We start from the raw sequence: 19388 nt of genomic DNA, 5'->3' as shown, positions 1-19388 counted from the left end.
AGGGAAGAGCTTGCGTCCGCAAATCTCAACCTTATCTTCAGGATTTAGCACCATTCTGCTGAACAGCGGTTGCCGGGTATCATAGGGCCAGTCCCTCCACCTCTCTTGATAAGGAAATATGCTATTTTTCAGAATAAACTGTAATACTCTTAATCTTAGTATATTATCTTATATTGTCAATATATTTCGATAAATATTTTTATTTGTCACCCTCAAATAGAATCATATCTATCACGATGGCGATCGCAAGACAAAGAGCAATATCCTCTTCCTTTTCAATCTGCAAATGATAGGAATCGCCCCAGCTCATCCATGATTTGGTGACGGTCATCCGGTTTGATTTTCCGTCTGTCACTTGAAAATTCCGGCCCCACACATCGCCGGTAAGATCCCAGCCGAGTCCGGAAATTTCAAATTTCGGTTTGAAAAACGTGACTTTCTTGATGACTTGGCAGACGGGTTTGCCGCTGACGGAAATCTCGTAACGGGGAACGAGCGACATCAGTTTCTGATTGACGCTGGCGAGCGTGCGGCCGTCCAAATCAGTCAGCTTCAGTTCATCACCGAATGAAAACAGCTTTCCTTCAACATTGTAGACTTCTTTTCCGCTTTCAAGAAACACTTGAAAACGATTCTTAATCGTAAACATTCGCTCTTTGATGTAAAAATGGTACATAAAAAAACTCCTTTTTTATGTTGTACGAAAAAAGGAGGCGGAAGGTTTCATATCGGCCGGGTGCATAAAAAAAGGCTGCCGATTTTGCGGCAGCTGTCGTTTTTATGATAGCGGCATCCGACGTTTTTGACGGATCGCATTTAAATCAATGATGTTATTCGTGTCGGCAGCTGTCACCAGCGGGCTTGTCTTTGGCGTTTTCCGGCGGTTGTCCTTACTGAAAGAGAAAACAAGATACCCTGTCAAAGCAGCGAAAATAAGTAGCATCATTTTACATACCTCCCAAAAAAAGTTTTGGTATTATTATTGTACGAAAAAACAAACGAAAAGTATTCAAACAATTGTCACTTTTTTAAAAAATAACGTCATTTTCCGTAAAAATGACTATGGGTTGAAGAAATTTTGCTCTTGTTGTGGTTCTATAGATTGTATCGGCTGATGAATAATGATCGTTTATATAACTTTTTCACTATTTTTTGTAAGTGCCTAATTAACTACTTCGGTGTTTTCGTTTGCCTTGTGTTATTCAGTACCCTAAAAAACCGTATGATATGCAAAATAACTGCTTCTAACAGATGACTGCGAGTTGACAGCGCTTTCTTTATTTTTTTAACGAAAACGAGATGTTATCTTAAAAAAATCGTTTGAACATTTTCCGCAGTTTTTTAAAAGGATTTGATTTCGTCTCCAGAACACGCGGGTCTTTTAAGGTTTTTTTCAATTCTTTCGCTACAGTCCCTCTTGCCATAGTCTTCACTCCTTCTTTCCATTTCATACCTTATATACGGAAAGAAAGAAGGAAAGGTTTCATGTGAAAGAAAAAAACCAAAGCAGGGGGCTTTGGTTTTAAGCGCGCTCTTCAAAGAGCCTGGCGATTTCAACAATGACGTTTACCGCCTTTTCCATATGATCGACGGAAATGTATTCATATTTTCCGTGGAAGTTTTGGCCGCCCGTGAAAATGTTCGGTGTCGGCAGTCCCATGTAAGAGAGCTGTGAGCCGTCGGTTCCGCCCCGGATCGGTTCGATAATCGGTTCGATGTCGAGGTTTTTCATGGCTTGATACGCGACATCGACTATCTCTTTGACCGGTTCGATTTTTTCTCTCATGTTGTAATATTGATCACGCAGTTCAAGCTTGATGCTTTCCTTGCCGTATTTGGCCGCTAGCGCATCGGCGGTTTTCTGCATATATTCTTTTCGTTCTGCAAAGCGGTCTCTGTCAAAGTCTCTGATGATGTACGACAGGGCGGCTTCAGAAACGTCTCCGTCCATGGAAAGTAAATGATAGAAGCCTTCATACCCTTCCGTATATTCCGGCGCTTCTTCTTTCGGCAGCGCGTGATGAAATTCCATCGCGATTTTTGAAGCGTTGACCATTTTGTTTTTCGCCGTCCCCGGGTGGACGCTTTTTCCGTAACAAGTAAGCTTTGCGGCGGCTGCGTTAAAGCTTTCATATTGCAGTTCGCCGAGGGGGCCTCCGTCTATCGTGTAGGCGAATGCGGCGTTGAAGCGGCCGACATCGAATTTGTGAGGGCCTCTGCCGATTTCTTCATCGGGCGTGAACGCGACCCGGATCGTTCCGTGTTTGATGTCCGGATGTTTGATCAAGTACGCCATTGCCGTCATGATTTCGGCAATGCCCGCTTTGTTGTCGGCTCCGAGCAGCGTCGTGCCGTCTGTTGTAATCAGCGTCTGGCCCTTATAGCGGGAAAGTTCCGGGAATTGCTCAGGCGACAGGACGACATTGAGTTTGTCATTCAGAACGATATCATGCCCGTCGTAGCTTTCAATAATCTGAGGATTCACATTTTTTCCGGTAAAATCGGTCGCGGTGTCCACGTGAGCCAGAAAACCGACAGTCGGCACGTCTTTATCCGTATTCGCCGGCAGAGTCGCCATGACGTACCCGTTGTCATCGACTGTGATTTCTGTCATGCCGACCGACTTTAATTCATCTGCCAGCATGTTGGCCAATGTCAGCTGGCCGGGTGTTGAAGGGCAGTTTTCATTGTTTTCGTCAGACTGTGTATCGACTTTTACGTAAGAGGTAAAGCGTTCAATGATTTCATTTTTCATACCGTCATCTCCTTTGTCTTATCTTACCATGCGCGGGGGAGGGATTTCTATTTCACAACCCGTTTGAATCGAGGGCTCTGTTTTTTACGCGAATGAAAATAAATTATGAAGAAACGATGACTAAACGATTAAACTTTTTGGAAATGGATGATTGAGGAAGAAAAAACCGATATAATATGGTCAATTCATTCAATAGGGGAGGCTTTCTTCATGGCGATTTTAGTGACAGGCGGAGCGGGTTATATCGGCAGCCACACATGTGTCGAGCTGTTAAACGGCGGCTATGACATCGTGGTTCTGGATAATCTGTCAAACAGTTCACCGGAAGCATTGGAGCGTGTGAAAGACATTACCGGAAAAGGGCTTGTGTTTTATGAAGCGGATCTCCTTGACCGTGACGCCGTTCACCGGGTGTTTGCTGAAAATGAGATTGAAGCCGTCATTCATTTTGCGGGATTAAAAGCCGTCGGTGAGTCTGTGGCTGTTCCGCTCCGTTATTATCATAATAATCTGACGGGAACGTTTATTTTATGTGAAGCCATGCAGGCACACGGCGTGAAAAAAATCGTCTTCAGTTCTTCAGCGACGGTTTACGGCGTTCCGGAAACAACGCCGATCACTGAGGATTTTCCTTTAAGCGCCACCAATCCTTACGGGCAGACAAAGCTGATGCTGGAACAGATTTTACGCGATCTGCATAATGCGGACTCTGAATGGAGCATTGCGCTGCTCCGCTACTTTAATCCGTTCGGCGCGCACCCGAGCGGCCGGATCGGAGAAGACCCGAACGGCATCCCGAATAATTTAATGCCGTACGTCGCACAAGTCGCTGTCGGCAAGCTTGAGCGATTGCAGGTGTTCGGCAATGATTATCCGACAAAGGATGGCACCGGCGTGCGGGATTACATCCATGTCGTTGACCTTGCCGAGGGCCATGTCAGAGCGCTCGAAAAGGTGCTGAACACAACGGGCGCCGACGCCTATAATCTCGGCACGGGAAGAGGCTACAGCGTTCTGGAGATGGTCAAGGCGTTTGAAAAAGTATCGGGAAAAGAAGTGCCGTACCGTTTTGCAGACCGGCGCCCGGGAGACATCGCCGCATGCTTCGCAGACCCGGCAAAAGCGAAGGCTGAATTAGGCTGGGAAGCAAAGCGCGGGCTTGAAGAAATGTGCGCCGACTCTTGGAAGTGGCAGTCCTCCAATGTGAACGGGTACCAAAAGGCGTAAAAAGAAAGAGACCTTCGAATGATGAAGGTCTCTTTTGTTATGATGATTATTTAATTTTCACTTCAACATCGTTGCTGAACTTTAATTTCCAAGTGCCTTTAGAGTATGCGTCTTTATCAACTTCAAAAGCTTTTACGTCAGTCACTTTAATGTTCGGGTTCAAGTCACTTAAAATTTTACTATTGTCTACTTTTGTTTCTGTTGCATAGCTTGAAGAAGCATCAATATCTGAATCATAAGATGTTCCTTTAGAATCTACTAATTTCGCTCTTGGAATGGAGAAAGAGCTTAACGGCTTGTTTGAAACATTTTTAACCGTGTATTGAACAGCTACGATAACGCCGCCGTCAGACGCTTTTTTCTCGACAAATTGAGAGCCTACTGAATCCCTTTTTTCCACTTTGGTAACAGTAACTTCAGTTTTCTCAGTCTTAACAGTGTCACCGATGTTATACAGTTTTTCTTTAGATTCCGCAGCTTTTGAAGACGCAGTTTTAGATGATGAAGAATCGCCTCCGCCGCCGATGTTTACGAGAATGATAATAACCACCACTGCCAGAAGCAATGTGATGATTTTATGTCTCATGAAAAAGTTTCTCTGATCTTTACCGCAGTTTGGGCATTTTTTAACGCCTTTAGCGATTTCTTTGCCGCATGCCTTACAAGACACCAGGTTGCCTGCCATAATATTTCCTCCTATGTAAACTATTTCTTAAAAACTACATACTATAATGCCTGTAAAATAACCTATAGTCAATAATATTTTGAGAAAAAAAGTATTTTAATAATTTTTTAGTCATGTATTTTAGTGCCTTTTTTAGTATCGGCAGATCGTTCGAATTTTTTACAGGTTTATTGAAAAAAGAGTGGTTGAACATGTTCGTGATTTCCCGTATAATCTTGAAAGATAATATAAAAACTGAACATAAAAAACAGTGGTTTTCTAGGGTTCCGCAATCTGAATTGGTCTGGACCGAGAGAAAACACACAGCAGGTTCCTGCTGTGACACGTTGGGATAAAAGCCCGGGAGTTTCTGCTCTTTTAATGAAGAGTGCTCTCCCGGGCTTTTTTGATTTTATAAAAAAGGGAGTGTCTGGGATGAAAAAGAGATTGCTGGATGTGCTGATGCTGATTATTGGAGCTTTTATCTTTGCTTTGGCCGTTAATTTATTCGCCATTCCGAATGATCTTGGAGAGGGCGGGGTAACGGGAATCACCCTGATCTTGTACTATGTGTTTGAATGGTCGCCCGGGGTGACGAATATCATTTTGAATGGGATCTTATTGATGATCGGATATAAATTTTTAGACGGAAAAACAACGCTTTATACGATCATTACCGTTGTCGCCAACTCACTGTTTCTGCATCTGACGCATGATTGGCACTCGCCTTCACATGAACTCATTATTAATACTATTTTTGCGGGTGTGTTTGCCGGTGTCGGAATCGGGATCATTATTCGAGTCGGAGGCACGACTGCGGGTTCTGCCATTTTGGCGAGGATTGCGAACAAATATCTCGATTGGAATATCAGCTATGCGCTTTTGTTCTTTGATCTGATTGTCGTCTTCAGTTCTTATTTCATCATCGGTGCGGAAAAAATGATGTTTACCATTGTTATGCTGTACATCGGAACGAAGGTGATGGACTTTATCATTGAAGGCCTGAATACGAAAAAAGCGGTGACGATTATATCTGAGCATAAGCACGAAATCGCCGAACAGGTCAACACGCTGATGGACAGAGGGGTTACGCTGCTGTCGGGTAAAGGAAATTACACGGGGCAGTCGAAGGAAATTTTATATATCGTCATCCAGAAACAAGAGCTTTCCATGCTCAAAAAAATCATTAAAAGCTGTGATACAAAAGCGTTTGTCATTGTTCATGATGTGCGTGACGTCTTTGGTGAAGGCTTCGTCGATATCTCTAAATAAAAAAGGATCCCTCTGCCGGCGCGGAGGGTTTTTTCTTATGCCGGCAGAAGCGGTTATGATTCGTTTCCCGGGAAATAGCCTGAAAGCTGTTTCTTAAAACGAAGTGGATACAATCGGCCGGACGTTTTATACTGAAAATATGATAGAGCGATAGAAAGGAGCGCATATGAACCCGTTATTGGCAATTTACCCGAGGGCTGTGTTGTCTGATACGTGCTGTACGGCGGACGATGTCTTTTGCTTTTATGATGAGAAAAGGCGGGTCTATGTCGCCATTCCGAAGGAGGATATCACCCCGAAGGAGAAACTGCTTCTGGAATCATTTTTGACGCCCGCTGAAGAAAAAGGCGTTTTTTTTCCGGAGACGGCGGCAGCAAAGAGGTGGCGGCGTTTTCTGCTGGAAGAAGGTCCGGTGCCTGATGTCAAGGAGCCGCGTGTCCGTTTTATCCATTATGACTTATTGGGAGAACGGGACTGGGGGGCATTCACAGAAGCGCTGCGCCATTTCTGGCCGGTTTCATATACAGTTGTCCGGACGGGGAGGGATCATGGCGTGATTGTGGAGGAAGAAAAGCGGGAAGCGCCAGATTCGGATGACATCGCATCTTTTGTGAAGATTCTCGAAGGCGATTTTTATTTCAGTGTCCGTTTTTTCGTCGGAAGGTATTACTGCAAGGGGGAACGTCTGCGCCTTCATTATCAGAGAGAACAGCAATATTGTCAGATCGGCCGGCGTCATCTCCCGCAGCTGAGCACGCTGACCGCGGAAACGGTATTTCCGGCCATGCTCACGGAGGAAAGCAGAGAAAAGCTCTCAGCCTTGCTTCACGAAGAAGCGGCGCTGCTGTTTCAGAAAGAACCGGAGCTGAAGCATACGATTCAGACTTTTATTGAACATAACTCGAACATGTCGCTCACATCGAAAAAACTGCATTTGCACCGCAACAGTCTTCAATATCGGATTGATAAATTTGCGGAACGCTCAGGTATTGATATTAAGACATATCGGGGCGCCCTGCTGGCTTATTTCATTTGTCTGCAATATGAAAAATCACATTAAATGGGAAATGTGCACGAAGGCAGCGGACTTTTTTTATGAACATTGCCTATATCCGCCGCCGTCTGACGCTGTTACAATCCTATTTAAGAAAGCGTTTACAAATAAAGGGGGATATACATGGCGGAACTTCGGCTCGAGCATATTTATAAGTATTACGATCAAAAAGAAGCGGCTGTCGATGATTTTAACCTTCATATTAAAGATAAAGAGTTTATCGTGTTTGTCGGTCCGTCGGGGTGCGGCAAGTCGACAACTTTGCGGATGGTAGCCGGGCTGGAAGACATTACGAAGGGCGATTTCTATATCGGTGACACGAGAGTGAATGACATCGCTCCTAAAGACAGGGATATCGCCATGGTGTTTCAAAACTATGCGTTATATCCGCACATGACGGTCTATGATAATATCGCTTTCGGTCTGAAGCTGAGGAAGATGCCGAAACCGGAGATTAAAAAACGGGTCGAAGAAGCGGCGAAAATGCTGGGGCTCACAGAGTATCTGCACCGCAAACCGAAGGCGCTCTCCGGCGGGCAGCGGCAGCGGGTTGCATTAGGACGGGCGATTGTCAGGGACGCCAAAGTGTTCTTAATGGATGAGCCGCTGTCAAATCTGGACGCAAAGCTTCGGGTGCAGATGCGGGCTGAAATTATTAAGCTCCATCAAAGGCTGCAAACAACCACAATCTATGTGACGCACGACCAAACAGAAGCACTGACGATGGCGACACGCATCGTAGTCATGAAGGACGGAAAAATTCAGCAGATCGGCACCCCGAAAGAAGTGTATGAACATCCCGAAAACGTATTTGTCGGCGGGTTCATCGGCTCCCCGGCGATGAACTTTTTCAAAGGAAAGCTGACGGACGGCGCCATTCAGATCGGTTCAGCCGCTCTCAGCGTGCCGGAAGGGAAAATGAAAATGCTCCGGGAAAAAGGGTATGCCGGCAAAGATGTGGTCTTCGGCATCCGCCCGGAAGACATACATGACGAGCTGATTGTGGTAGAATCCTATAAGAATTCATCCATCACAGCTAAAATCAATGTCGCGGAATTGCTCGGGTCAGAAATTATGGTTTATTCCCGGATCGGGGATCAGGATTTTATCGCCCGGATTGACGCCCGCCATGACATTCGTGCCGGTGAGGAATTGACTGTCGCTTTCGACATGAATAAGGCTCACTTTTTTGACAGTGAAACAGAAATCAGAATCCGCTCATAACGCAAAGCCGGACAGCTGGATGTCCGGCTTTTTTGATGTAACAATTTATGACGCATAACCGATATAAAAAGTAAATAGAAGACAGAAAGCAGGAAAACGATGAAACGCATGATCATGTGCATGTGCCTTTTGGCTGCCGTGTTTACGCTTGCCGCCTGCTCGGGCCATGAGGCAAGCGCCGAACAAAGCATTCCGAAGGCAGAAGCGCACAGCGAAAAAAAGTCCGTAAAGCGGCAAATCAAAAAAGAGCCGGATACGTCCGCCTGGGTTCAAACGAAAGGGACGGCGAGACTGCCGATTCTGATGTATCACAGCATTTCAGAGGGAAACAGCCTGCGTGTGCCGAAGGAAGAATTCCGGCAGCATATGAAGTGGCTTCATGATCACGGCTATTATACGATGACTCCTGAAGAAGCCTATCTGATGCTGACGGAGGATAAGGAGCCGCGTGAAAAATGTGTTCTGATCACATTTGATGACGGCTATACCGACAATGTGAAAGCGGCCTATCCCATTTTAAAGAAATACAAGATGAAAGCGACAATCTTTATGATCGGAAACTTTATCGGCCATAAGAATCATCTGACTGAGAAGCAGATGAAGGAGATGGCCGCCCACGGCATTTCCATTCAGAGCCATACGATGAACCATCTCGAATTGAACGGGCTCACACCGCAGCAGCAGCGACGTGAAATGAAGGACTCTAAGCGTTTATTTGATCAAGTGTTCGGGCAGCGGACGACTATGATCAGCTACCCTGTCGGACGATATAATAAAGAAACATTAAAAGCCGCCGCCTCGTCAGGCTACCGTATGGCGGTCACGACGGAGCCGGGAGCGGCGTCTAGAGATCAGGGGCTTTACGGGCTTCACCGCGTCCGTGTGTCGCCGGGCATGTCCGGCGCGGCATTCGGCTCTTATATTCAAAATGTGATGAAATAACAAAGCCTCCGCATATGCGGAGGCTTTTTTTCAGTTTAATAGAATTGATGAAGCAGCAGAAGGGTGACGCTCACGGTAATCGCTCCGCCGATTCTGGTCGACACTTGGGCGAACGGCATAAGCTCAAGCCGTTCAGCGGCGCTCAAGATCGCGACGTCGCCGGTGCCGCCCTGGCCGGAATGGCAGGCATTAATAACCGCCGTCTCAATCGGGTACAGATTCAGCCATTTTCCGGTCAGAAAACCGACGGCCATCATCGTGACGACGATTGATAAAATGGTAATGATGTTGCTGATCGTAAACGCCGCAATCAGCTTGTCCCACGGTGTCATTGAAACGCCGATCGCAAATAAGAGCGGATAGGTCACGGCTGTCGAGAAAAAGCGCGAGACGCCGAAGGCTCCGTTTTCAATCGAAGCCGGCGCCAGCCTGAACAGCTTAATGAGAACGGCAAGGACGAGCATCACGACAGGAGCCGGAAGCTGAAAGAAATCATGCGCCAGCATGCCGACCAAATAGAGGGAAACCGCTAAAATACCGCCTGAAGCGAAAAAGGACAAATCAAACGTTTTATCATCGGCCGGCTGTTCCAATGCGGGAGCGGAATGATCAGACTTATCAACCTTCCCGTTGCCCGTCCATTCCGGTTTGCGTTTCCCGATGACATTCAGCAAACCCGATAACATAATGGCGCACAGGCTGCCTAGCATGATGGACGGCAGCACAAGCGCAAAGGCGTCTCCCTGGGACATCGGCATAATATCGGAGTAGCCGATGGATAAAGGAATCGCGCCTTCACCGACACCCCCCGCCATAATCGGAACGACGATATAAAGCAGCGTGTGCTGAAAGCCGAGCCCGAGCAGCGTCCCGACGCATAAGCCGACGATGGCGGCCGCGATCGAGCCGGCGATCAGCGGAATAAAAATCTTAACGAAAGCTTTGACGAGCGTCTCTCTTTTCATCCCGAGAATACTGCCGACGACGATACCGGCAATAAATAGATAGAGAAAGTTGGAGCTTTCCGTGAATTCTGTTGTTGAAGTAATAATGTCTTTCGGAAGCAGGTGGTAGTAGACGACAGCGGATGGAATAAAGGTTGCGAGAATCGCAGGGCCGCCGATGGACCGCACGATCGGAATGGATTTTCCGATCTGGCCGAAGGTAAATCCGAAAAAACTCATGACGGCAATTGATGTCAGAATGTCGCTTTTTACATCACGGCTCATGACAAACACCGTAATAAGCAAGAAAAGCAGGATATAGATAGGAAGAGGAATAATGCCGATTCTTATATTCATTGCTCTGGCAAACCAGTTATCAGTCCGTTCCTGTTTTTGGATTGAATCCGTTTGCAATTTTGGTTGAAGTTCTCCCATGCTTGTTCCCCCAGTCGTTATGTAGTGAAAAAATATCCCCATTTAAAGTATACTAAAAAATTTAAATTGTTCATATATTATGAATTTACTAGAGGCCATGCTTTCTTCACATTTTCTTTCTCAAAATGGCGATTTTGCGGGCTTTTTCACCGAGAAAAGCATTTTGTTCGCCACACGAATAAAAAAGAGGTACGATATCAAAGGGACAAATATCCTAGGTGCTGACATAAAATCTCTACAAATCCGACAATAATCAGTCACAATTTCAGCCTGATTTTAGGTATATTGATCTTTTTTTTTGGGCTGAATCGTTGTAAAGTAATGATATTGAATCATTTCTATGACAGCCGCTGACCCCCAGGGTGTACAGGCTGATATTTCAATAGTTTTGACGAATTTGTGAAACATTGAGCAAATATATCATTTTTTGTGAAATACCGAGCAATGATTCCGCTATGTTTGTGAAATGTTGAGCAATTTACCAGATTGGAGGAAAAACATCATGAGTGAGTTGGTATTAGCCCGCATTCAATTTGCATCTACAACATTGTTTCACTTCTTGTTTGTGCCTATGTCTATCGGGCTTGTGTTTATGGTTGCTTTGATGGAGACGCTTTATGTTGTCAAAAAACAAGAGACCTATCTCAAAATGGCTAAATTTTGGGGGCATCTCTTTTTAATTAACTTTGCTGTCGGCGTCGTCACAGGGATTCTTCAGGAATTCCAGTTCGGATTGAACTGGTCTGATTATTCCCGTTTTGTCGGGGACGTATTTGGGGCTCCGCTTGCGATTGAAGCGCTTTTGGCATTTTTTATGGAGTCTATTTTTATCGGATTATGGATTTTCGGCTGGGACCGTTTATCTAAAAAAGTGCATTTGCTTTGCATTTGGCTTGTATCCTTCGGAACGATTATGTCATCTTTCTGGATTTTGACGGCAAACTCATTCATGCAGGAGCCGGTAGGCTTTACGATTAAAAACGGCCGCGCGGAAATGAATGACTTCGGAGCGCTTTTGACAAACCCTCAGCTTTGGGTTGAATTCCCTCACGTCATTTTCGGAGCGCTTGCGACGGGTGCTTTCTTTATCGCCGGTGTCAGCGCATTTAAATTATTGAAGAAAAAAGAAGTGCCTTTCTTCCATAAATCTTTCAAGCTTTCGATGATTGTCGGTCTGATCGCCGGTATCGGTGTTGCGTTCAGCGGACACATGCAGGCTGAGCATTTAATGGAGTCGCAGCCGATGAAAATGGCCGCCAGTGAAGCGCTTTGGGATGACAGCGGTGATCCTGCCGCGTGGACGGCTTTTGCGAATATTGATACGAATAAAGAAAAAAACACATCAGAAATTTCAATTCCTTACGCACTCAGCTACTTGGCTTACCAGAAGTTCAGCGGCAGTGTGAAAGGGATGAAAACACTTCAAAAAGAATATGAAAAAACGTACGGAAAAGGCGACTATATCCCGCCTGTCAAAACGACGTTCTGGAGTTTCCGCATTATGGCGGGAGCGGGCGCGCTTATGATTTTTGCCGCGATTGCAGGCTTTATTCTGAACCGCCGCAAAAAGCTTCATACGAGCAAGTGGTATTTACGGGGCATGATCGCACTGATCGCATTCCCGTTCATTGCGAACTCTGCCGGTTGGATTATGACTGAAATCGGCCGCCAGCCGTGGACGGTTATGGGGCAAATGACAACCGCACAATCCGTTTCGCCTAACGTAACGACGGGATCTCTGCTGTTTTCAATTATCGGTTTCGGCGTCATGTACTTGATTTTAGGCGCGCTGCTTGTCTTCCTATTCGTTCGTGAAATTAAAAAAGGTGCGGACCATGATGATCACAAGGATGTTCCTGTATCAACGGATCCGTTCAGTCAGGAGGTCTACCATGGGGTCACTTCATGATCTTTGGTTTGTACTCGTTTCAGTTTTGTTTGTCGGATTTTTCTTTTTAGAAGGTTTTGATTTCGGTGTCGGCATTTCGACCCGATTTCTTGGCCATAATGAATTAGAACGCAGAGTGCTGATTAACACCATCGGCCCGTTCTGGGATGCGAATGAGGTATGGCTGCTGACAGGTACGGGAGCGATCTTCGCGGCATTCCCGAACTGGTATGCGACGATGCTGAGCGGATATTATATTCCGTTTATCATCATCCTTCTTGCTTTAATGGGCCGCGGGGTGGCGTTTGAATTCCGCGGAAAAGTGAATCATTTAAAATGGGTCAAAACATGGGACTGGGTGATTTTCTTCGGCAGCCTTATCCCGCCGTTTGTATTCGGCCTTATCTTCACAAGCTTGTTCCGCGGCATGCCGATTGACGGCCATATGAATATGCATGCGGGTTTCTCAGATATTGTGAACGTGTATTCCGTCCTTGGCGGAGCAGCCGTCACCCTTCTTTCATTCCTGCACGGTTTAATGTTTGTCACACTGCGCACGATCGGTGATTTACAAGAGCGTGCGAGAAAAATGGCAAAACGCGTAATCGGTGTTATCTTTCTTGTTGTACTTGCTTTCTTTGCAATGTCTGCATACGATACGGATATGTTTACACGCCGGGCAAACATCACGATTCCGGTATTCGTGCTGATTGTCATCTGCAACGTTCTTGCTGTTGTGTTCATGAGCAAGAAAAAAGACGGCTGGGCATTCGGTATGACCGGCGCGGGTCTTGCTTTGACAGTTGCGATGATTTTTATCTCTCTGTTCCCGCGCGTCATGGTCAGCTCGCTGAAAAGCGCGTATGACTTAACAGTAGCTAACGCGTCATCCGGTGATTATTCACTTAAAGTCATGACAATTGCCGCACTGACTCTGCTGCCGTTTGTCATCGGCAGTCAGATCTGGAGCTATTATGTCTTCCGGAAACGCGTCAGCCATAAGGAGCCTATGACTTATTAATGGGAAAAGACCTGTTTCTTTATAAAGGAATGAAGCGGATTCTTGCGATCATTACGGGATTAACGATTATACAAACGGCCGCCATCATCTTGCAGGCGGAATGGCTGAGCCAGGCGGTAACCGGATTATTTAACGGGAAGCGGATTGCTTCTCTTTATCCGGTTATCGGCTTTTTCCTGCTTGCGTTTTTGGTCCGGCATGCGGTGACAGCGGTCCGGCAGAAAATCGTATACCAATATGCCGCGCAAACCGGCGCAGACTTAAGAAAAAGATTTCTTGAGCAATTGTTCCGTCTCGGCCCCCGCTTTGCGAAAAAAGAGGGGACAGGCCGGATGGTGACGCTGGCGATGGAAGGCATCAGCCAGTTCCGCCGTTATTTAGAGCTGTTTCTGCCGAAAATGGTCAGCATGGCGATTGTGCCGGCGGCCGTTGTTATTTACGTGTTTTTTCAGGATAAAACATCGGCTTTGATTCTGATTCTTGCGCTTCCGATTTTGATTGTATTTATGATTCTGCTCGGACTTGTCGCACAGAAAAAAGCCGATCGCCAATGGAAGTCCTATCAGACGCTTTCCAATCATTTCGTGGATTCGCTCCGCGGACTGGAGACATTGCGGTTTTTAGGATTAAGCAAATCACACAGTAAAAACATCTTTCATGTCAGTGAGAGATACCGCAAGGCGACGATGAGCACGCTCCGGGTCGCGTTTTTATCATCATTCGCCCTGGATTTCTTTACGATGCTGTCGGTGGCGACAGTGGCGGTGTTTCTCGGCTTGCGGCTGATAGACGGACAAATTCTGCTCGGTCCGGCATTGACCGCGCTGATTCTCGCGCCTGAATATTTTCTCCCGGTCCGCGAAGTGGGAAATGATTACCACGCGACGTTAAACGGGCAGGAGGCGGGGAAAACCATTCAAGCGATTTTGGCGCAGCCCGGTTTTAAAGAAGAAAAGCCGCTCGAACTTGATACGTGGACTGACGGGGATGAATTACAGCTTACGCGTTTGTCCGTCCGAGAATCGATGTCTGAATTTCATCTGTCCTTTAAAGGGAAGAAGAAAATCGGGATTATCGGGGAAAGCGGTGCGGGAAAATCGACACTCATTGATGTGCTGGGAGGCTTTTTAGAGCCTGCGTCCGGTGAGATCAAGGTAAACGGTGAATCCCGCTCGCATCTGCAGTCGGACGGCTGGCAGAAGCAGCTGCTCTATATTCCGCAGCATCCGTACATTTTTGATGACACGCTTATGAATAATATCCGGTTTTATCATCCTGATGCTTCCCGTGAGGAAACGGCGCGCGCCGCTGATTCAGCGGGTCTTTCCGGACTGATCCGCGATCTGCCCGGCGGTCTTGACGGCCGGATCGGCGAGGGCGGACGGGCGCTCAGCGGAGGGCAGGCTCAGCGTGTCGCGCTGGCCAGAGCCTTTTTAGGAAACCGGCCGATTCTCCTTTTGGATGAGCCGACCGCTCACCTTGATATTGAAACAGAATATGAAATAAAAGAAACGATGAAAGACCTGTTTGAAAACAAACTTGTCTTTCTGGCCACTCACCGTCTTCATTGGATGCTTGAGATGGATGAAATTATCGTGCTTGATGACGGCGCGGTGGCGGAAATCGGCACCCACGACGAATTGATGGCGAAACAAGGCGTATACGCCAAACTTGTAAAGGCGCAACTGGGGGAAAGAACATGAGAAAAGAAGAATGGATTCTGCCGTATATGAAGCAAAATGCCCGTTTGTTTGTTCTTGTGATTTTTTTAGGCGCGGTGACGATTTTTTCGGCGGCCTTTCTCATGTTCACTTCCGGTTTTTTGATCTCTAAGTCGGCGACAAGGCCTGAGAATATCCTGCTGGTGTACGTTCCGATTGTGGCCGTGCGGACGTTCGGGATTGCCCGTTCAGTCTCACGGTACGCCGAGCGTCTGACGGGACACCATATCATTTTGAAAATCGTGTCCGACATGAGGGTGCGGCTTTACAATATGCTGGAGCCGGCCTCGCTCATGCTTTCATCCCGTTTTCGGACGGGCGACATGCTCGGCATTTTGGCTGAGGATATTGAGCATTTGCAGGATGCGTTTTTAAAAACGATTTTCCCGGCGGTTTCCGCTTTGCTGCTGTATGCGGCATCCGTTATCGGACTCGGTTTTTTTTCCTGGCCGTTTGCCGCTTTTGCGGCGATTTACCTGTTTATATTGGTTGTATTGTTTCCGGTTGTGTCGCTTCTTGTGACGAGAGCGAAAAACATGAGGCTGAAAAGCGGCCGGAATACGCTCTACAGCCGGCTGACAGATGCCGTGCTCGGCGTGAGCGACTGGATGTTCTCGGGACGACAGGCGGCCTTTATTTCCTCTTATGAAGAGAAAGAGAAGGCATGGTTTGACCTTGAAAGCAAACGTCAGCGGTTTACGAGATGGCGTGATCTCGCCGCGCAATGCCTCGTCGGCGGCTTCATATTGATCATGCTGTTCTGGACGGCGGGTCAGTATGCGGACGGCAGCATCGCCAACACGATGATCGCGGCCTTTGTGCTTGTCGTATTTCCATTGACGGAGGCGTTTCTGCCCCTTTCGGATGCGCTGACGGAAGTGCCTTCTTATCAGGATTCCATCAAAAGAATGAGTAAGGCGGCTCCGGAGCTGCGAAGTCATGAGGTGAAGCAGACCGATGAGAAACTGGATGTATCTGATGTGACACTTACATTTGATAACGTGACGTTTTCTTATGATCAGCACAGTCATGTGCTTGACCGTTTTTCCTTCACTCTCCGCCAGGGGGAAAAAATGGCGCTGCTCGGCAGGAGCGGCTCCGGTAAGTCGACCTCTCTCGCTTTAATTGAAGGCGCCTTAGTTCCCGATTCGGGCAAGGTGATGCTGAACGGGCTGGAAACTGCGGCCGTGCAGGAGCAGATTTCCTCAGCGGTGGCCGTTTTGAATCAGAAACCTCATCTCTTTAACACGAGCATTATGAACAATATCCGGCTCGGAAACGGCAAGGCGAGTGATGAAGATGTTAAGCGTGCGGCTCGGCAAGTGAAGCTCCATGATTATATTGAATCACTGCCTGACGGATATGAAACGTCCGTGCAGGAGACGGGGATTCGTTTTTCAGGCGGGGAACGGCAGCGGATCGCGCTTGCCCGTATTCTGCTCCAAGACACGCCGGTCATTATCCTTGATGAACCGACGGTCGGCCTTGATGCGGTCACTGAACGTGAATTGCTTGATACGATTTTTGATGTTTTTAAAGAGAAAACGATCCTCTGGATTACACACCATTTAGCGGGTGTGGAAACAGCTGATAAAATCGTCTTTTTAGAAAATGGAAAAGCAGAAATGGAAGGAACCCATCAAGAGCTGCTTGCAGAAAACGAAAGGTACCGGAAGCTTTACCGTCTTGATGTTCCGATCAGAACATAAACAGCCGCAAACGAGCGGCTGTTTTTTTGTGCGGTTTAAAATCTCTTCTTGTTTGGAATATAAATAGGAGACAGAAGAGGAGGTACAGAGATGAATATAATGGATTGGACGGAACAGGATGTGAAAGATACGCTGCCGAAACGGGAGGCGGACAGCCATAAAGGAACGTTCGGGACGGCGTTATTGCTGGCCGGGAGCGATGACATGCCGGGAGCCGCCCTTCTGGCCGGATTGGGTGCGATGAGAAGCGGTGTCGGCAAGCTCGTCATCGGTACATCGGCAGGCGTCATTCCGCTTATCGTCCCGGTGCTGCCGGAAGCCACGTACTGGCGGGACGGGTGGAAAAAAGCCGCGGCGGGCCAGCCCGGGGAAACCATCCGGGCCGCTGCCATCGGGCCGGGCCTTCCCCAAACAGACGAAGTGCAGCAGGCGGCTGATCAGCTGCTTTCTGGCGATTATCCCGTCATACTGGACGCGGGCGCAATTACGAAAAGAACCTATTCAAAGAGGAAAGCTCCCGTGATCTTGACGCCTCATCCCGGCGAATTTTCCAGAATGACAGGCCTTCCGATTCAAGAGATTCAGCAGAACAGGGCGGAATATGCCGCGGAATGGGCGGAGCGGCTTCAGGTCACGATTGTCCTGAAAGGAAACGAAACCATTATCGCTTTTCCCGACGGGGAATGCCGCAGGAATACAACCGGAAACGGCGCGCTTGCAAAAGGCGGGACCGGCGACACGCTGACGGGAATGATTCTCGGCATGCTGTGCTGTCATCAAGACCCGAAGCATGCCGTATTGAACGCCGTCCGCCTTCACGGCGAATGTGCGGAATTATGGACGAAAGAGCGCTCCGCCCATACCTTATTGGCGCACGAACTTTCTGAACTGCTGCCGCGTGTATGGAAGGAATATGAATAAAGAAAAGGCGTCTTCACAGGGAAGGCGCCTCTTTTTGTTTTAACCTTGATTTCATCAGGACATAATACAGCAGCGACGGAACGGCCAGGCCGATGACCCAGGCAATGTCGCCTCCGCCGAATATTTCAGCGAGCGGCCCGATGTAAAAGGAGGTATTGATGAACGGGATTTCTAATATAATCGACAAAACGAAGGCGGCCGCTGTAATCCAATTGACCCTGCCGTATTGCCCGTTGACGTCAAACATCGATTTGACGTGGTATTTTCCGCGGCGGATAAAATAATAATCCACGAGGTTGATCGCCGTCCATGGAATTAAGAAATAACTGATGAAAAAGATGAAATTTAAAAACAGTTCCATGAAATTGCTTTGGCCCAAGAGACTTAATACAGTACCCGCTGCCGTCACACAAAGGATCATTACCACTCTCGTTTTCGGCGTCACCTTCAGTTTTAAAAACGGCTCCAAGGTAGTCGTGGTTGACATAAAGGCTCCGTATAAATTAAAGACGTTGATCGCCATTTGCCCGAACAGGACGATGATCAGCATAATAAAGGAAAACGGACCGAACAATCGGACAATCTCATTTCCCGCATTAGCGGTAAATTCCGGGAGCGCCGTCGTCAAAATGGCGCCGAGAAGCATCATCCATATGGAACTGACTGACGTACCTGCGTAGCTGTACCAAAAAGTATGCGATGCCGGTGTTTTGACCGGCAGATAACGGGAATAATCTGCGACATATGGCGCGTATGCCAGCTGCCATGTGGCCACCGCGCTGACCGCCACTAGAAAAACAGGCAGATCTAATGAGCCGGGCACCCAGCTTCCTGAAGGAATCGGCAGTTGAAAAATAAGAATTGTTGCAGCAAAAAAAACGGCAAAGGAGGTCCAAGAGAGGATTTTCTGCATTTTGTGAATCAGATCATGACCGTAGATCGTGAGTAAAAAACAGATGGCGCTTAAGCCGATAATACACCATGAAGCCGGAATCGGGACAAAGCTGCTCAGTGTACCGGCTGCGAGAATCGTACTGCTCGCAAAGAAGCCCAGGTAAATAAACATGACCAAAAAGAGGGGCAGAATCGCTCCGATCACGCCGAATTGCGCGCGGCTTTGAATCATTTGCGGAATTCCGAGCTGAGGTCCTTGTGCGGAATGAGACGCCATAAAGATTGCGCCGATAAAGGTTCCGATTATAATGGCGGCGATACTCCAAAAGAGATCGAGTCCCATTGTAACGGGCAGTGTGCCTGTGACTAACGTCGTAATATGCATATTAGCCCCGAACCAGACGGGGAATAAATCTTTAGCCTTTCCGTGTCTTTCGTCATGCGGAATATGTTCAATCGTTCGCCTTTCTACTTTCAATAGATAATCTCCTCCGTATGTTCTTCTTTAACATAAAGACATAGCTTAACAGATTGACCTGCCGTTTACAAATTCCAGCATGCAGGAAAAACATTGTAAAGCCTCGCTGACAGCCGTTCAAAGTTTTTTTTGAAAAACGGTACAAACACTGCCGCCAAAACGATTTGCCAGGGTTTAAAAGGCATGGATACGCTTACTGACTAATATGTATGAAGGAGAAATGTGTCAATCTTTTGACG

16 protein-coding genes and 2 riboswitches are annotated in these 19388 nt (G+C 47.3%); of the genes, 10 read left to right on the top strand and 6 right to left on the bottom strand.

The features are described from left to right. Positions 1–28 precede the first annotated feature (28 nt). Positions 29–115: riboswitch (SAM riboswitch) on the bottom strand. An 84-nt stretch (positions 116–199) separates the two neighbouring features. From OWN49_RS09010 to pepT, 3 genes are all read right to left on the bottom strand, one after another. Further along, positions 200–676: an LURP-one-related/scramblase family protein gene (locus tag OWN49_RS09010; protein ID WP_039253306.1), complete on the bottom strand. Its 477-nt coding sequence runs from the start codon at positions 674–676 to the stop codon at positions 200–202. Between the two features lie 102 nt (positions 677–778). Further along, positions 779–946 (bottom strand): hypothetical protein, encoded by a 168-nt coding sequence (locus tag OWN49_RS09005; RefSeq protein WP_003150808.1) that lies wholly within the window; start codon positions 944–946, stop codon positions 779–781. A gap of 576 nt (positions 947–1522) precedes the next feature. Beyond that, positions 1523–2755, bottom strand: coding sequence for a peptidase T (gene pepT, locus OWN49_RS09000; RefSeq protein WP_077723038.1), 1233 nt, complete (start codon positions 2753–2755; stop codon positions 1523–1525). Positions 2756–2965: 210 nt separating this feature from the next. Between pepT and galE the strand changes: the two genes are divergently transcribed. Beyond that, entirely contained in the window at positions 2966–3982 is a 1017-nt protein-coding gene (galE, locus tag OWN49_RS08995) for a UDP-glucose 4-epimerase GalE (RefSeq protein WP_017418596.1), read from the top strand. 46 nt (positions 3983–4028) lie between these two features. On the opposite strand, the gene OWN49_RS08990 is transcribed toward galE, so the two are convergent. Next, a complete protein-coding gene (locus OWN49_RS08990; RefSeq protein WP_146277428.1) occupies positions 4029–4568 on the bottom strand; it encodes a DUF4352 domain-containing protein in 540 nt (179 codons plus the stop codon). A 346-nt stretch (positions 4569–4914) separates the two neighbouring features. Next, positions 4915–5015: riboswitch (guanidine-I (ykkC/yxkD leader) on the top strand. 66 nt (positions 5016–5081) lie between these two features. Between OWN49_RS08990 and OWN49_RS08985 the strand changes: the two genes are divergently transcribed. The 4 genes from OWN49_RS08985 (at position 5082) to OWN49_RS08970 (ending at position 9138) form a co-directional block, all read left to right on the top strand. Beyond that, positions 5082–5918 carry a YitT family protein gene (locus OWN49_RS08985; RefSeq protein ID WP_101562553.1) on the top strand — a complete coding sequence of 279 codons (837 nt, stop codon included), beginning with the start codon at positions 5082–5084 and terminating at the stop codon, positions 5916–5918. Between the two features lie 166 nt (positions 5919–6084). Then, on the top strand, positions 6085–6978 hold the full coding sequence (locus OWN49_RS08980; RefSeq protein WP_176283606.1) for a PucR family transcriptional regulator: 894 nt from the start codon (positions 6085–6087) through the stop codon (positions 6976–6978). A 117-nt stretch (positions 6979–7095) separates the two neighbouring features. Next, positions 7096–8196, top strand: a complete 1101-nt coding sequence (locus tag OWN49_RS08975) for an ABC transporter ATP-binding protein (protein ID WP_039253317.1) — start codon at positions 7096–7098, stop codon at positions 8194–8196. Between the two features lie 99 nt (positions 8197–8295). Further along, the gene (locus tag OWN49_RS08970) at positions 8296–9138 is read left to right on the top strand and encodes a polysaccharide deacetylase family protein (protein WP_176283605.1); all 843 of its coding nucleotides are present in this window, start codon (positions 8296–8298) and stop codon (positions 9136–9138) included. A gap of 35 nt (positions 9139–9173) precedes the next feature. Here OWN49_RS08970 and OWN49_RS08965 read toward each other — a convergent pair whose 3' ends face one another. Continuing rightward, entirely contained in the window at positions 9174–10517 is a 1344-nt protein-coding gene (locus OWN49_RS08965) for a 2-hydroxycarboxylate transporter family protein (protein WP_014306094.1), read from the bottom strand. A gap of 502 nt (positions 10518–11019) precedes the next feature. On the opposite strand from OWN49_RS08965, the gene OWN49_RS08960 reads away from it, so the two are divergent. The 5 genes from OWN49_RS08960 (at position 11020) to OWN49_RS08940 (ending at position 17777) form a co-directional block, all read left to right on the top strand. Next, the gene (locus OWN49_RS08960; protein ID WP_014306093.1) at positions 11020–12426 is read left to right on the top strand and encodes a cytochrome ubiquinol oxidase subunit I; all 1407 of its coding nucleotides are present in this window, start codon (positions 11020–11022) and stop codon (positions 12424–12426) included. Then, positions 12410–13426, top strand: coding sequence for a cytochrome d ubiquinol oxidase subunit II (gene cydB / locus OWN49_RS08955; protein ID WP_003150830.1), 1017 nt, complete (start codon positions 12410–12412; stop codon positions 13424–13426). Before OWN49_RS08960 ends, cydB begins: the two co-directional genes overlap by 17 nt. After that, entirely contained in the window at positions 13426–15129 is a 1704-nt protein-coding gene (cydD, locus tag OWN49_RS08950) for a thiol reductant ABC exporter subunit CydD (RefSeq protein ID WP_003150833.1), read from the top strand. Before cydB ends, cydD begins: the two co-directional genes overlap by 1 nt. Then, positions 15126–16856 (top strand): thiol reductant ABC exporter subunit CydC, encoded by a 1731-nt coding sequence (cydC, locus tag OWN49_RS08945; protein ID WP_176283604.1) that lies wholly within the window; start codon positions 15126–15128, stop codon positions 16854–16856. The genes cydD and cydC overlap by 4 nt, the downstream gene beginning before the upstream one ends. A gap of 90 nt (positions 16857–16946) precedes the next feature. Continuing rightward, positions 16947–17777: an NAD(P)H-hydrate dehydratase gene (locus OWN49_RS08940; RefSeq protein ID WP_176283603.1), complete on the top strand. Its 831-nt coding sequence runs from the start codon at positions 16947–16949 to the stop codon at positions 17775–17777. A 13-nt stretch (positions 17778–17790) separates the two neighbouring features. Here OWN49_RS08940 and OWN49_RS08935 read toward each other — a convergent pair whose 3' ends face one another. Then, positions 17791–19149, bottom strand: coding sequence for a purine-cytosine permease family protein (locus OWN49_RS08935; protein ID WP_014306090.1), 1359 nt, complete (start codon positions 19147–19149; stop codon positions 17791–17793). Positions 19150–19388: the final 239 nt, after the last annotated feature.

The sequence above is a fragment of the Bacillus sp. NEAU-242-2 genome (genome assembly GCF_027853835.1).
GTDB classification, from domain to species: Bacteria; Bacillota; Bacilli; order Bacillales; family Bacillaceae; genus Bacillus; species Bacillus velezensis.
Note: the sequence above shows the minus strand (reverse complement) of the source record. Positions and strands in the feature narration are given on the sequence as shown.